Genomic DNA, 15665 nt, shown 5'->3' on the forward strand with positions numbered 1-15665 from the left:
TTCATTGAACCTCAGCTGGAACTCTCCGAAGATGACCCCCTGGTGGCTATTGTCGATATCGGTGCCACCATGACCACCCTCAGTGTTCTGGAAGACGGTAAAACCGTTTATACCCGTGAGCAGCTGTTCGGTGGGCGCCAGCTGACCGATGAAATCCAGCGGCGCTACGGTATGTCTCCCGAAGAGGCTGGTCTGGCCAAGAAGACGGGTGAATTACCTGACGACTACGAGCCAGAGGTTCTCGATCCATTCCGCACAGCCGCTGTGCAGCAGATATCCCGAAGCCTGCAGTTCTTTTACTCCTCCAGTCACTTCAACGATGTGGATTGTATTGTACTGGCCGGTGGTACCGCTTCAACACCCGGTTTGGTGGACATGATTGCCGAAAAGATTGGTACGCCTTGTGTGCTTGCTAATCCCTTTGCCCGCATGTCGGTCGCCAGCAAGGTGAATGCCAGTGCTCTGGCCAACGATGCTCCGGCGATGATGATTGCCTGTGGTCTGGCGATGAGGAGTTTTGACTAATGGCAAGAATTAACCTCCTCCCCTGGCGTGAAGAGCTGCGACAGGAAAAACAGAAAAAGTTTCTGATCGCCCTTGGGGCAGCGGTCGCCGTGGCTGCGGTGCTGATTTTTTTATGGGATATGACGCTCAACGCCTCCATTGACGATCAGCAGTCCCGGAATAAGTTCATCCAGACTGAAATCTCTACCCTCGACAACAAAATCAAGGAGATTAACCAGCTCAAGGAAAAGAAGGAAGAACTGTTGGCCCGTATGGAGGTTATCCAGAACCTGCAGGGTAACCGCCCGGTGATTGTGAGAGTGTTTGATGAGCTGGTACGGGTGCTCCCCGATGGTGTCTACTTCACCAGTCTCAGCATGGACGCCAATGTAATCAGTGTTCAGGGGATTTCCGAATCCAATAACCGTATTTCCAAACTGATGCGTCAGCTGGATGAGTCAGACTGGTTTGATAATCCGAACCTGACAGCGGTTAAAGCGTTAAGGGAGGGGGAAGGCAGCAGCTTTGAATTAACCTTCAGGCAGGTGACGCCAGCGTTGAACAGTGCAGAAGGGGGTGACGCATGAGTTCTCTGCAGGAGAAGATGGAGAAGCTCAATAATATCGACTTCAACGATCTTGACTTCGAAAATATTGGTTCCTGGCCTACTCCCATTAAGGGCATTATCTGTTTAGCGGCTTTGGCTCTTGTTTTGTTTCTCGGTTTTCACTTCCACTTGAATGATCTGGGAAAGAAGCTGGATAGAGAGGCTCAAAAGGAAACTGAGCTGAAGCAGGAGTTTCAGACCAAGGCTTTTCAGGCAGCCAACCTGGAAGCCTATCGTGCCCAGATGACTGAGATGGAAGCTTCCTTCGGTGCGCTGGTTCGTCAGCTGCCCAGCGATACCGAGGTTCCCGGTCTACTGGAAGACATCACGGAGAAAGGGTTGGGTGCTGGTCTGACCATCGACACTATAAGCCTCCAGCCGGAAGTGACCCATGAATTCTACGTTGAGCTGCCCATCAATGTGAATGTGCGGGGCAACTACCACGATCTGGGGAACTTTGTGAGCGGTGTGGCAGGCTTGCCGCGTATTGTGACGCTTCACAATTTCACGATCAAAAGCAGTCAATCTGGCGGTAATCTGACGATGGAAATTTTTGCCAGAACCTATCGGTATAACGATAAGGGAGGTGCGTAATGAACCGTATTTTCCTTTTCTGCACTCTGGTTGCTTCCGTATTGGTTGCAGGTTGCGACAGTGGAGGTGACTATCGTGATCTCTCTCTCTATATGGATGACGTTCGGGCTAAGCCCAAGGGGAGTATTGAACCTCTGCCCAAATTCAGCCCCTATGAAGCCTTTACCTACTCAGCCTCAGGAGAGCGCAGCCCTTTTGATAAACCCATCAAAGTTGAAGTGGTGCGCAAGCAGAAGGTGGAAAGTGATATTCGCCCCGATCTGGACCGTGTGAAGCAGTTTTTGGAGGGATTTTCCTTCGATAACTTTGCGATGGTTGGCACTTTAAGTGACGACAGGGGTTTTTATGCGCTGATTTCTGCCGATGGCAATGTATATAAGGTGGAAGTGGGTGATTACCTTGGCCGAAATCATGGTCGTGTGATTGGTATCACAGATTCAGAAATTCAGGTTCTGGAAATTGTGAAAAATGGCCCGGAGAGCTGGGTCGAGCGGCCTAGAACACTGGCGCTGAACGAGTCATAAAACGTAAGCTCACACACTCACACAGTTTTATGCAGGTAGCGAAGCTGTTGGCGCTACTGCAAGGAAGAATAAAGACAATATGGGTGTATTTGCATGATAAAAGCAGGCCGTTTGAAAAAACTGGCGGGTTCTCTGGGGGGAGCTGGGTTAGCGTGTCTGCTGACTCTTCCTGCTCTTGCCGGAATCCTGGAGAGTCTGGATGTGACTTCTCTCCCAGGTGATCGGGTTGAGATGAAACTGAACTTTGACTCTCCCCCTCCAGAGCACATTCGAGGTTATGCCATCGAGCAGCCCGCCCGTATTGCCCTCGATTTGCCCGATACCAAGAGTGCAGTCGAGAAATATAACAACGTCGGTTTTGCCAATACCCGAAGTGTGACAGTGATTGAGGCCAAAGGGCGCACGCGAATGATCGTGAACCTGGATAAGCCCTCTGGTTACAGCACCCGTGTTGAAGGGAACAGCCTTTATGTTCTGGTGGGGGATACTTCCAGTGTTCAGGCAGCTGTGACCCCCGAGGCGGCTCCTGCTGAGAGAGTGACTTCCGGCTCGGTAGCGGCTTCCCGTACTCATGGTTTGACCGGTATCGACTTTGAGCGAGGCGAAGATGGTGAAGGTAATATCATCATCGGTCTTTCCTCCAAAGCCGTGACCATGACTCTGGAAGAGCAGGGTGGCCGCCTGCGTCTGACTTTCCCTGGCTCTGAACTGCCTGTAAAGCTGCGCAACCGTCTGGATGTGAATGACTTCGCCACACCCGTGCAGTTTATTGATGCCCGCATAGAAGATGGCAATGCACTGGTTGTGATTGACCCGAAAGGCGAATACGACTATCTGGCCTGGCAGACCGATGAAAAACTCACCATCAGCGTGAAAGCACTGACAGCCCAGCAAGCCGAGCAGAAAACACGTAAACAGCTGGTTTACAGTGGTGATAAGCTCTCTCTGAATTTTCAGGATATTGAAGTGCGCCACGTGCTGCAGATTCTGGCGGATTTCAAAGACCTGAACCTCGTGGCCAGTGATACCGTATCCGGTCGTGTAACTCTGCGCTTGAAGAGTGTGCCCTGGGATCAGGCTTTGGATATCGTGCTGAAATCCAAAGGTCTGGGGCAACGACGGGAAAACAATGTTCTGGTGGTTGCACCGGCTGCAGAATTGGCTGCTCAGGAACGTGAACTTCTGGAATCTCAACAGCAGATTCGTGAGCTGGCTCCTCTGTACACCGAGCTGGTTCAGATTAACTATGCTGATGCCGCTGAAATTTCCGCTGTGCTCTCTGGTGGTGAAGGTAACCGTATCCTATCCGAGCGTGGCAGTGTTCAGGTGATTGAACGAACCAACAGTCTGCTGATACAGGAAACTCAAGGAAAGCTGGACGAGATTCGTGATCTGATTACCAAGGTGGATATTCCGGTACGTCAGGTGCAGATTGAAGCCCGTATTGTTGCTGCAGATACCAACTTCAGTAAGTCGTTAGGCGTTAAGTGGGGTGGCTATCTAAATCCGGGTGGTACCAGTGACCCTAATCAGAAGAGAAGAGGTGGATTTATTGGTGGTCAAGGAGGGCAGATCACAACAGAGGTTGGTGATAATGGGGTTGAGCGGAGTTATACGTATGATCAACTGTTTACAGATCTTTCTGCTCCCGGTGCCAGTTCTGCAATTGCCCTTGGCTTTATGTCAAATTCCGCTGTTTTGAACCTTGAGTTATCTGCCCTTGAGAGTGACGGAGGCGGTGAAATTGTTTCTCAACCCAAGGTTATTACATCCGATAAGCAGAAAGCGGTTATCAAGAGCGGTAAGGAAATCCCCTATCAGGAAGCCAGCTCCAGTGGTGCGGCTACCGTGTCCTTCAAAGAAGCTGTATTGTCCCTTGAAGTAACACCTCAAATCACACCTGATGGTCGTATTATTATGGCGATCAAAGTAAACAATGATGACAGTACGACCTCCACCTCAACCGGTATACCCATCATTGATACAACGGAAGTTGATACAAAAGTGTTGATTGATGATGGTCAGACCATAGTTCTTGGTGGTATCTTCAAAAATACAACCAGCAGGGGGGTTGATAAAGTGCCCCTGTTAGGAGATCTTCCGGGTGTAGGTCGCTTGTTCCGCAGGGATACAAAGCGCGATACCAGGACAGAAACACTGATTTTTATTACACCTAAGATCCTCACGGAGTCAATGGCCTTGCGCTGACAGTGGATGTATGCAGTCACGCACTATTTATCTTATCGGGCCAATGGGAGCTGGTAAAAGCACCATTGGCCGTATGCTTTCCCGGGAGCTCAATCTTCCCTTCCTCGATACCGATCAGGAGGTGGAAGAGCGCTGTGGTGCCGATATTCCCTGGATATTCGATATGGAGGGCGAGGCCGGATTCCGGCAGCGTGAAACCGCTGTGCTCGAATGTCTGAAAGATGACCCTCCTCAGGTGGTTGCTACCGGAGGAGGTATCGTTATGAAGGATGTAAATCGTCGGATAATGATAACCAACGGTTTCGTGGTTTTCCTTCAGGCATCTGTATCAACCCAGATAATGCGCACCGCGAAAGACAAGCGCCGCCCTTTGCTCCAGCGTCCGGACCGTAAACAGGTACTCACCGACCTTTATGCCATCCGGGAGCCTCTTTATCGTCAGACTGCCGATCTGGTGGTATGTACAGACAGAGGCAGCCCCCGGCAGGTGATTCGGGAGATTGTGGACGCAGTGCAGGGAAGCTAGCTTTATATCCATTTTTGATTTTCCAGGAAAACACTGTGAAAACCCTTAGCGTTGATCTCGGGGAGCGTTCCTACCCAATTCATATCGGCTCTGGCTTGCTGGAGCAGCCGGAACTTCTGATCCCCCATATCCGTGGCAAACAGGTAGCTATCGTTACCAACGAAACCATCGCGCCTCTGTATCTGGAAAAATTGCATAAGACACTGACCGGTTTTCAGGTCACGGATATTATTCTTCCAGATGGTGAACAGTACAAAAATCTGGATGTTCTAAACCAGATCTTTGACGGTTTACTCAAGGCGCGCCACAATCGCACAACGACACTTATCGCCCTGGGAGGTGGTGTAGTTGGCGATATGTGCGGTTTTGCCGCGGCCAGCTATCAGCGTGGTGTGAACTTTATTCAAGTGCCTACAACCCTTCTTTCCCAGGTTGATTCTTCCGTTGGTGGGAAGACCGGAGTGAATCACGCTCTGGGTAAAAACATGATTGGCGCTTTCCATCAGCCCCAGTGTGTTCTTGCTGATATTAGTGTGTTCAAAACACTGCCCGATAGGGAGCTGTCTGCAGGTATCGCGGAAGTCATCAAGTACGGCCTGATTTGTGATGCACCTTTCTTTGAATGGCTCGAAAGCAACATCACGCATCTCGTCGAGCGTAATGAGTCTGCGATGATTGAAGCCGTGCTGCGCTCTTGTGATAACAAATCTAAAGTGGTGGCTGAGGATGAAAAAGAGTCTGGCCGCCGTGCACTGCTCAATCTTGGACACACCTTTGGCCACGCTATCGAAACCCATCAGGGTTACGGAAACTGGCTCCACGGTGAAGCCGTTGCAGTGGGCATGGTGATGGCGGCGCAGCTGTCTGCCCGTATGGGTTGGATTGATGGCTCTATTGTGGTGCGTACCATTGGGCTGCTGGAAAAAGCCAATCTCCCTGTGCAGCCACCAATGGATATGGCTCCAGATGATTTTCTATCACTGATGAGTGTGGATAAGAAAGTGATTGATGGCCAGCTTCGCCTGATTCTTCTCAAGGGTATTGGTGATGCTGTTGTGACGTCAGAGACGACAGCCCAACAGCTGCTGGACTATCTAGCCTCTGTCTGCCACTGAATGATTTCCCGCTAACCCTCTTATTTTTCTCTTCTGAAAATCTAACGATAGTGGTCGTATTTGTACAAAATGCGACTGCCTTGTACGTATTTTTCCGACTGTTGTAATTGTTGCGATTTGTTAATGCGTTGGGGCGCATGTACAATGATTCGCCGCACGAGTGAGCTGCTGTGCCTGCTTTACGCAGTTTATGGCGCCCATACGGCTAGAAAAATAAGGTGTTAGGGCAAACGGGCATGGATGCTTGCAAAATATGAGGCCAGGAGGCCGATAGACGCCAAAATAACGATTACCAGAATGGCTGTTGAGAGATCGCCTATGAGTTCAGGTTTGTATCATCCCGGTGAGTTCAGGGACAATTGTGGTTTTGGACTCATTGCCCACACTGAAGGCAGGAAAAGTCATGACCTGCTGCAGAAAGCAATTGAAGCCCTGACCTGTATGACCCATCGAGGGGGTATTGCCGCAGATGGGCGTACCGGCGATGGTTGTGGGTTGCTGATTCAGCTGCCCGACTCTTTCTTCCGTTCCATTGCGAATGAAACCTTTCAGCTCAAACTTCCGACCCTCTACGCTGTTGGCATGGTGTTCCTGAGCCAGGACGAGCACAAAGCCAGTGAAAGCCGCACCGCCTTTGAGCGGGAGCTCAAGAGCCAGGGGCTGGATGTTATTGGCTGGCGTATGGTCCCTACCAATGAAGACTGCCTCGGGCCTATTGCCCTTGACCAGCTTCCTCAAATTGAACAGGTGTTTGTAGCACCAGCAAAAGAGCAAAACGCTCACCAGCTGGAAGCGGCTCTGTTTATGTCCCACAGAAAGGCGAGCCAAAAGCTTGCCGGGGACGAAGATTTCTATATCTGCTCACTGTCCAGCAAAGTCATCACTTACAAAGGCCTGATGATGCCTGCGGATCTGGCGAGCTTTTATCCTGATTTGGGAGACACCCGTTTTGAAACGGCTATCTGTGTCTTCCACCAACGTTTCTCCACCAACACCATGCCACGCTGGCCCCTGGCTCAGCCATTCCGCATGCTGGCCCACAATGGTGAAATCAATACCATTACCGGTAACCGCAACTGGGCGGAAGCCCGGGCGCAGAAATTTCAGTCTGAGCTGTTACCAAATCTCGATGAGATTCGCCCGCTGGTGAATCGCACCGGTTCCGACTCGTCCTCGCTGGATAATATGCTGGAAATTCTGGTAAGCGGTGGCGTGGATCTCTATCGTGCTATCCGTATGCTTGTTCCGCCCGCATGGCAGAACGTGGATACCATGGACCCGAACCTCCGTGCTTTCTATGAATACAACTCTATGCATATGGAGCCCTGGGATGGCCCGGCTGGTCTGGTGATTTCTGATGGTCGCTATGCGGTGTGCGCACTGGACAGAAACGGTCTGCGCCCTTCCCGCTGGGTGAAAACTAAAGATGGTTATCTCACCGTAGCCTCGGAAGTGGGGGTGTACGACTACAAGCCGGAAGATGTGGTTGCCAAAGGCCGTGTAGGGCCAGGGCAGGTTCTGGCCATTGATACGGAAACCGGTGAGTTCTTCCAGGCTAACGATATCGACCAGCAGCTCAAGGGCCGCCAGCCCTATAAAAAGTGGCTGAAAAGTCACGCCTGCCGCATTCGTTCCCGTTTTGTGGAAGTGGATCACAAGATTGATCCACTGCCGTGTGATGCTCTGCTCAGTGAACAGAAGCGCTTTCAGGTGTCTTTTGAAGAGCGGGATCAGGTTATACGGCCACTGGCAGAAAACGGTCAGGAAGCAGTTGGCTCCATGGGAGACGATACCCCCATGGCGGTACTGTCTCAGCGAGTACGGCCGGTGTATGAATACTTCCGCCAGCAGTTTGCGCAGGTGACCAATCCGCCCATTGACCCCCTCCGTGAAGCAGTGGTGATGTCGCTGGAAACCTGCATGGGGCGGGAACGGAATATGTTCCTGGAAACTCCGGAGCATGCTAAGCGAGTGATTCTTAAATCCCCGGTGCTGTCCACCACTAAATTTCTGAATCTGGTGAATGGCGAGCATAAGCATGATGATCTGAAAGTGGCACATCTTGATCTTGGCTATGAAGAAGTTACTGGCCTTGAGGCTGCGATTGTTGAGCTGTGCGATAAGGCTGAGCAGGCGGTGCGGGATGGCAGGGTTCTACTACTGCTTACGGATAGAGATCAGAAGCCTGGTTTATTACTTATCCATGCGGCTTTGGCGACTGGTGCAGTACATCATCGCCTGATCGACAAAGGCTTGCGTTCTGATGCCAACATTCTGGTAGAAACCGGTACAGCCCGTGACTCCCATCACTTTGCCGTGCTTCTGGGCTTTGGTGCGACGGCAGTTTACCCATGGCTTTCCTATGAAGTGATTCGGGATATGATCCAGTCCGGTACTATGGTCGCCGACACGCTGATGGCCTTTAAGTCTTATCGCAAAGGGATCAGCAAAGGGCTGTTGAAGATCATGTCGAAGATGGGAATATCCACCATCGCCTCCTACCGTGGTGCCCAGCTGTTTGAAGCTGTGGGTATCAGTCAGCCAGTTGTGGACGTGTGCTTTAATGGCGTCGCCAGCCGAATTGAAGGGGCGCGCTTCAGTGACTTCCATGAAGATCAGCGGTTATTGGCCAGGGAAGCATCCCGCAAGCGTAAGCCTATTCAGCAGGGCGGTTATCTGAAGTTTGTTCACGATAGTGAATATCACGCCTTTAACCCGGATGTTGTGCAAACCCTGCAGCAGGCGGTAAAGAATGGCGATTACGCTGCGTGGAAAGATTACGCGACGCTGGTCAACGAGCGCCCGGTAGCGGTAATTCGTGATCTGTTTGATCTGGAAAGTGACCGTGAGCCTATTCCTTTGGATCAGGTGGAGCCGGTCTCTGCCATTGTGCGCCGATTTGACTCTGCAGCTATGAGTCTGGGAGCTCTCTCTCCTGAAGCACACGAAGCTCTGGCGCAAGCCATGAACCGCCTGGGCGGCCGCTCCAACTCCGGTGAAGGCGGTGAAGATCCTGCCCGCTTTGGTACCGATAAGGTCTCCAGGATCAAACAGATTGCCTCTGGCCGCTTTGGTGTGACGCCTCACTATCTGGTGAATGCCGATGTGCTCCAGATCAAGGTGGCTCAGGGGGCCAAGCCCGGTGAAGGTGGTCAGCTACCCGGTGGCAAGGTGAATGATCTGATTGCTCGCCTGCGTTTCTCCGTACCGGGTGTGACGTTGATTTCACCGCCGCCCCATCACGATATCTATTCCATTGAAGACTTGGCTCAGCTGATCTTTGACTTAAAACAGGTGAACCCTGATGCGCTGGTGTCTGTAAAGCTGGTATCCGAACCCGGCGTGGGAACAATTGCTGCGGGTGTCGCCAAGGCTTATGCGGATTTGATTACTGTATCCGGCTATGACGGCGGCACAGCCGCAAGCCCGCTGACGTCTATTCGCTACGCGGGTTCCCCTTGGGAGTTGGGCTTGGCGGAAACTCAGCAGGCACTGCGCTCCAATGACCTTCGCGGAACTGTCAGGTTGCAGACTGATGGTGGCTTGAAGACCGGTCTGGATGTGATTAAGGCCGCCTTATTAGGGGCGGAAAGCTTCGGCTTCGGCACCACGCCGATGGTAGCCATGGGCTGTAAGTATCTGCGTATCTGCCATCTGAACAACTGTGCAACAGGTGTCGCCACACAGGACAAGCACCTGCGTGACGAGCACTTTATCGGTACGGTAGATATGGTAACCAATTTCTTCACCTTCCTTGCGCAAGAGGTGAGGGAGTGGCTGGCCAAACTGGGTTATCGCAGCCTGGATGAGCTGATTGGTCGTACAGAACTGTTGAAGGTGAAAGAGAACCTTACACCTCGTCAGGCCAATCTTGACCTGTCTCCAGTGCTGAGCAATAGCGCCATTCCAGCGGATAAACCTAATGCCTGTCAGGTTGACCGTAATCCGCCTTTCGATAAGGGGGAAATGGCCGAGCGAATGGTAGCTGAAATACTGCCTGCTATCGAAGCTAAAGTGGGTGGTGAGTTTGAATACACTATCGGTAACTGTGATCGTTCTATTGGTGCCCGCCTCTCCGGTGAGATTGCCAGGCGTTATGGCAACCAGGGTATGGCGGACAAACCGGTTACCATCAACCTGAAAGGCAGTGCCGGGCAGAGCTTTGGTGTGTGGAACGCCGGAGGCCTGAACATGTATCTGGAAGGTGATGCTAACGACTATGTAGGCAAAGGCATGACCGGTGGCAAGGTGGTGATTCGTCCTCCTCAAGGCAGCGTGTTTGCCAGTGAGGACACTTCCATTATCGGCAACACCTGTCTATACGGTGCAACGGGAGGCAAGCTGTTTGCCTCTGGAAGTGCCGGGGAGCGCCTGGGAGTGCGTAACTCTGGTGCCCATGTAGTGGTGGAAGGTGCTGGCGATCACTGCTGTGAGTACATGACTGGTGGTCTGGTGACTGTACTTGGGCGAACCGGCGGTAACTTCGGTGCGGGTATGACCGGTGGATTTGCCTATGTGCTCGATCTTAAACGCAATTTTGTGGATTGCTACAACCATGAGCTGGTTGATATTCACCGAATTGATTCCGAGTCCATGGAAGATCATCGAACCCACTTGCAGAGTGTGATTGACGAGTTCGTTCAGGAAACCGGCAGTGAGAGGGGAGAAAAAATCCTGGAGGACTTTGAGGATTATGCAGGCCTGTTCTGGCTGGTGAAGCCAAAGGCTGCAAGCCTCGACAACCTTCTGGCAAGCACCAGAGGGCGACCCGAATAAGAGGTCGGACGAGTCCCGGCAGCCTGCCATGAACAGGCTGCCGATTCAGGTCGCAGAATTGATGAGGTGTGTATGGCTGAAAGGCTGAGTAACAATTTCCAGTTCGTGCAGGTGGATAGAAAAGACCCTGCAAAAAAGAATATCCGTGCTCGTAAAAAAGAATTTATCGAAATCTACGAGCCTTACAAAGAACGGGAAGTGAAGCAGCAGGCACACCGTTGTCTGGAGTGCGGTAACCCTTACTGTGAATGGAAGTGCCCGGTTCATAACTATATTCCCAACTGGCTCAAGCTGGTGAGTGAAGGGCAGCTGTTTGAAGCGGCTGAACTGTCTCATCAAACCAACTCTTTGCCAGAAGTCTGTGGTCGTGTATGCCCTCAGGATCGTCTTTGCGAAGGGGCTTGTACCCTGAATGATGGTTTTGGCGCAGTCACTATAGGAGCCACTGAAAAGTACATAACGGATACGGCGTTCTCTATGGGCTGGCGGCCGGATATGTCTGCCGTAGCCTGGACCGAAAAAAAGGTAGCGGTGATTGGTGCTGGCCCTGCCGGTTTAGCCTGTGCCGATGTTCTGGTGCGCAACGGTGTGAAGCCGGTTGTGTTTGATAAGAACCCAGAAATTGGCGGCTTGCTGACCTTCGGTATCCCAGAGTTTAAGCTGGAAAAGAATGTCATGTCCCAACGCCGTGAAATCTTCACGGAGATGGGCGTCGAGTTTCAACTGGAAACTGAGATTGGCTCCGATATCGCTATCGATGAGCTGCTGGCGGATTATGATGCCGTGTTTATGGGGATGGGCACCTACACCTATATGAAAGGGGGCTTTCCCGGTGAAGACCTTCCCGGTGTATACGACGCGCTGCCTTTCTTGATTTCCAATGTGAACCGCAACCTTGGCTTCGAGAAATCTCCTGAAGACTTTATCGCTGTGAAGGGCAAGAAGGTTGTTGTACTGGGCGGTGGTGATACAGCCATGGATTGTAACCGGACGTCGATTCGTCAGGGAGCCAGATCGGTGTCCTGTGCCTATCGTCGGGATGAGGCCAATATGCCCGGCTCGCGTCGTGAGGTGCAGAATGCCAAGGAGGAGGGCGTGAACTTCCTGTTCAATCGTCAGCCTGTGGAAATTGTAGGTGACGGTAAGGTAGAAGGCGTTAAGGTTGTGACCACAGAGTTGGGTGAACCCGATGAAAATGGTCGTCGGCGTCCGCAGCCTGTTGCTGGTAGTGAAGAGATTCTTCCTGCGGATGCCGTGCTTGTAGCGTTTGGCTTCCAGCCCAGCCCGGCAGACTGGTTTTCTGGCAGCGATATTAAAACCGATGAGTGGGGGCGTGTGGTTGCGCCAGAGCAGGCGGAGTTCCCGTTTCAGACGTCCAATCCCAAGATTTTTGCCGGTGGCGATATGGTGCGCGGCTCTGATTTAGTGGTAACGGCGATCTGGGAGGGGCGTAAGGCTGCTGAAGGTATTCTCGACTATCTGGATGTTTGATGGCTGAGATACAAGAAAGGAGAGCAGAGGCTCTCCTTTCTTGTGGAAGTGACAAGCTGATTAGCAGCTGGCGACCACTTCGATTTCTACTTTGGCATCCTTAGGCAGGCGAACCACTTCCACACAGCTGCGGGCTGGGAAAGGCAGGGTGAAGTACTGTTTGTAGACTTCGTTGATATCGGTGAAGTCGTTCATGTCTTTCACAAATACCATAGTCTTGCGCACTTGTTTCATGCTGGAACCGGCAGACTCCAGAATGGCCTTCACGTTTTCCAGACACTGGCGAGCCTGTGCTTTGGTGTCTTCGGGCATTTCACCTGTTTCCGGGTTGATTGGCAGCTGACCGGAAGTGATGATCATGCCGTTGAACTGCATAGCCTGAGAATAAGGGCCAATAGCTGCAGGTGCATCAGATGTTTCGATTACTTTTTCCATTTTCAATCTTGCTAACGTTTTGCGTTGTCTGAAACCAGAAGTACTCAATAAATACGCCGTATGTCTATAACACTGCGTGCAGACTTCTGATTGAAATTATTGCCACCCTTCCATAAGCACAGCTGGAGGCAGGGTTTTATCGCTGGTGATTCTGGCGGGATATTAACGCCTCATTACCGAGTTGCCTTGATACCGGTCAAGAAAAAAACAGCCATTTTTAAAAATTCGAATAAAAAATCAAATCTTTTTTAACTTTTTGCATTGATTTACACCGTGATTGCGCCATTCTCTCATCAGTTTGCGAGCAACCGAATCAGTCTGGCAGGTTTCGGTGTATGTGCAATCTGGAATCAGTTACAGTCCCATCACAGTTTTTCACTACGGAAAAGGCGCTACTTTTGCTGGCCTTTCCTGCTGGGGGATAGAGCGTGACACAACTTAAAAATGATACTTTTCTAAGGGCTCTGCTAAAAGAGCCTGTTGATTACACTCCTGTGTGGATGATGCGTCAGGCAGGGCGTTACCTGCCAGAGTACCGTGAAACCCGAAGCCGGGCGGGGGATTTTCTCAGCCTGTGCAAGAATGCAGATCTGGCTTGTGAGGTTACCCTGCAGCCTCTGGAGCGATACCCTCTGGATGCTGCCATCCTGTTTTCGGATATTCTGACTATCCCCGATGCCATGGGGCAGGGGTTGTATTTCGAAGTCGGTGAAGGGCCGAAATTCCGCAAAGTTGTCAGAAGCGCAGAGGATGTGAAAGGGCTGATTCAGCCTCGTATGGACGATGAGCTCGACTATGTGATGAATGCGGTGCGCACCATTCGCCGAGAGCTGAATGGGCGAGTGCCTCTCATTGGCTTTTCCGGTAGCCCGTGGACTCTGGCGACCTATATGGTAGAAGGGGGAAGTACCAAAGACTTCCGTCATATTAAAGCAATGATGTTTGACCAGCCCCATGTGTTACATGCTCTGTTGGAGCGGTTGGCGAACTCTGTTACTGATTATCTCAATGCCCAGATTGTTGCGGGTGCCCAGACTGTGCAGATTTTTGATACTTGGGGCGGTGTTCTGGGTAGCAGGGAGTATCAGGAATTCTCCCTGAAATATATGGAGAAGATCGTTGCCGGCCTGCTGCGGGAAAATGAAGGCCGCAAAGTGCCAGTCATCCTGTTCACTAAGAATGGCGGTCAGTGGCTGGAATCCATGGCTGCAACAGGCGTCGACGCTCTCGGCCTGGACTGGACGACAGATATCGATGTAGCTCGCAAACGGGTTGGAGATAAGGTGGCTCTGCAGGGTAATATGGATCCTTGCGTGCTGTATGCATCTCCGAAGCGGATTCGTGAGGAAGTAAAACGTATTCTGGACGCTTATGGTTCAGGCTCTGGCCATGTCTTTAACCTTGGTCATGGCATTCACCAGTTTGTTGACCCCGAGCATGCGGGAGCATTTGTGGATGCAGTGCATGAGTTATCGGGGCGATAACTCGTACTGGAAGAAGCTTAAGCGTCCACAGCCTGATGGTGGGTCAGGCTGTGGTTTGTTATGTCGGCAGTATAACGTGAGTGGTTATTTGTGAGTATAAAATGTACTTTTACTCAGAAATTTCTCTGGCAATAGCCCGATGGCCGATATCTGTACGGAAGTAGCAGTTATCCCAACTGATTTTCTCCACGGCTTCATAGGCTTGGGTTTGGGCGATTGCAACAGTCTTACCGAGAGCTGTTACGCACAGTACCCGGCCACCGTGGGTGATAACAGTGCCATCTTTTTCTTTTGTACCGGCTTGGAAAACCATAGCACCGGACACTTGATCCATACCGGAGATGATATCGCCTTTACGGTATGATCCAGGATAACCGCCAGCCGCCATTACAACACCCAGTGCGGCACGGGAATCCCACTCGCAGGTTTTTTCAGCCAGCTCGCCATTAGCACCGGCTAAACACAGTTCAACCAAGTCAGATTTCATACGCATCAGAATGGGCTGGGTTTCCGGGTCACCAAAGCGGCAGTTGTATTCCAGTACCTTGGGTGTGCCGTCGTGGGCAATCATAATGCCCGCGTACAGAAAGCCCTGATACTGATAACCTTCTTTCGCCATACCCTCAATCGTGGGATGAATCACATCTTCCATAATGCGAGTGTGCATAGCGGGCGTTACAGCGGGAGCGGGAGAGTAAGCACCCATACCGCCGGTATTGGGGCCGGTGTCGCCATTATCTCTGGCCTTGTGATCCTGGCTGGTGGCCAGTGGTAAGATATTTTTACCATCTACCATCACAATAAAGCTGGCTTCTTCTCCAAGCAAAAACTCTTCGATGACAACCCGGTGGCCAGCTTCTCCAAATGCATTACCAGCCAGCATATCCTCTACAGCAGCAATAGCCTCTGCTTCGGTTTGTGCAAGGATAACGCCTTTACCGGCAGCCAGCCCGTCAGCCTTCACAACAATCGGAGCACCCTGCTGCTTGATATAAGCGACAGCAGGTTCGATTTCAGTGAAGTTTGCATAGGCGGCGGTGGGAATGTTGTATCTGGCGAGGAAATCTTTGGTGAAAGCCTTGGAGCCTTCCAGCTGGGCGGAGCCCTGATCTGGGCCGAAGATGGTTAGGCCTTCCTGCTTAAAGCGATCCACGATCCCCATAACCAGAGGGGCTTCAGGGCCAACGATGGTCAGATCAATGCCAGTGTCTTTGGCGAAGTCGATCAGCTTTTCAATATCGGTGGCTTCAATAGCAACGTTGGAGACGCCTTCCTGAAAGGCTGTTCCCGCATTTCCGGGGGCGACAAATACCTCTGAGCTGAGTGGAGACTGTTGTGCTTTCCAGGCCAGCGCATGTTCGCGGCCGCCGCTGCCAATAATCAGAATTTTCATAACTTCAG

Annotated in this window: 12 protein-coding genes; 10 read left to right on the top strand and 2 right to left on the bottom strand. The window is 51.6% G+C overall.

Going from position 1 to position 15665, the window contains the following annotated elements:
• The 9 genes from pilM to E1189_RS14245 form a co-directional block, all read left to right on the top strand.
• Window positions 1–525 (top strand): type IV pilus assembly protein PilM (gene pilM, locus E1189_RS14205; protein WP_155161024.1); only part of this gene is annotated, 525 nt, incomplete at its 5' end.
• Window positions 525–1091, top strand: a complete 567-nt coding sequence (locus E1189_RS14210) for a PilN domain-containing protein (protein WP_155160987.1) — start codon at window positions 525–527, stop codon at window positions 1089–1091. The genes pilM and E1189_RS14210, both read left to right, overlap by 1 nt.
• Entirely contained in the window at window positions 1088–1705 is a 618-nt protein-coding gene (locus tag E1189_RS14215) for a type IV pilus inner membrane component PilO (protein WP_155160988.1), read from the top strand. The genes E1189_RS14210 and E1189_RS14215 overlap by 4 nt, the downstream gene beginning before the upstream one ends.
• Complete coding sequence (locus E1189_RS14220) at window positions 1705–2229, top strand: pilus assembly protein PilP (protein WP_155160989.1); 525 nt, start codon at window positions 1705–1707, stop codon at window positions 2227–2229. Before E1189_RS14215 ends, E1189_RS14220 begins: the two co-directional genes overlap by 1 nt.
• 93 nt (window positions 2230–2322) lie before the next feature.
• On the top strand, window positions 2323–4437 hold the full coding sequence (locus E1189_RS14225; RefSeq protein ID WP_155160990.1) for a type IV pilus secretin PilQ: 2115 nt from the start codon (window positions 2323–2325) through the stop codon (window positions 4435–4437).
• A 10-nt stretch (window positions 4438–4447) separates the two neighbouring features.
• A complete protein-coding gene (locus E1189_RS14230) occupies window positions 4448–4963 on the top strand; it encodes a shikimate kinase (RefSeq protein WP_155160991.1) in 516 nt (171 codons plus the stop codon).
• A 35-nt stretch (window positions 4964–4998) separates the two neighbouring features.
• Complete coding sequence (gene aroB / locus E1189_RS14235; protein ID WP_329602048.1) at window positions 4999–6078, top strand: 3-dehydroquinate synthase; 1080 nt, start codon at window positions 4999–5001, stop codon at window positions 6076–6078.
• 318 nt (window positions 6079–6396) lie between these two features.
• Entirely contained in the window at window positions 6397–10854 is a 4458-nt protein-coding gene (gene gltB / locus E1189_RS14240; protein ID WP_155160993.1) for a glutamate synthase large subunit, read from the top strand.
• 72 nt (window positions 10855–10926) lie between these two features.
• On the top strand, window positions 10927–12345 hold the full coding sequence (locus tag E1189_RS14245) for an FAD-dependent oxidoreductase (protein WP_155160994.1): 1419 nt from the start codon (window positions 10927–10929) through the stop codon (window positions 12343–12345).
• Window positions 12346–12405: 60 nt separating this feature from the next.
• Here E1189_RS14245 and E1189_RS14250 read toward each other — a convergent pair whose 3' ends face one another.
• Window positions 12406–12780 (bottom strand): RidA family protein, encoded by a 375-nt coding sequence (locus E1189_RS14250; RefSeq protein ID WP_155160995.1) that lies wholly within the window; start codon window positions 12778–12780, stop codon window positions 12406–12408.
• Between the two features lie 428 nt (window positions 12781–13208).
• On the opposite strand from E1189_RS14250, the gene hemE reads away from it, so the two are divergent.
• Window positions 13209–14264: a uroporphyrinogen decarboxylase gene (gene hemE, locus E1189_RS14255; protein ID WP_329602049.1), complete on the top strand. Its 1056-nt coding sequence runs from the start codon at window positions 13209–13211 to the stop codon at window positions 14262–14264.
• A gap of 109 nt (window positions 14265–14373) precedes the next feature.
• Here the strand turns inward: hemE and purD are convergent, their stop codons facing one another.
• Entirely contained in the window at window positions 14374–15657 is a 1284-nt protein-coding gene (gene purD / locus E1189_RS14260) for a phosphoribosylamine--glycine ligase (RefSeq protein WP_155160996.1), read from the bottom strand.
• Between the last annotated feature and the right edge of the window lie 8 nt (window positions 15658–15665).

The sequence above is a fragment of the Parendozoicomonas verongulae genome (genome assembly GCF_009711465.1).
GTDB classification, from domain to species: Bacteria; Pseudomonadota; Gammaproteobacteria; order Pseudomonadales; family Endozoicomonadaceae; genus Sansalvadorimonas; species Sansalvadorimonas verongulae.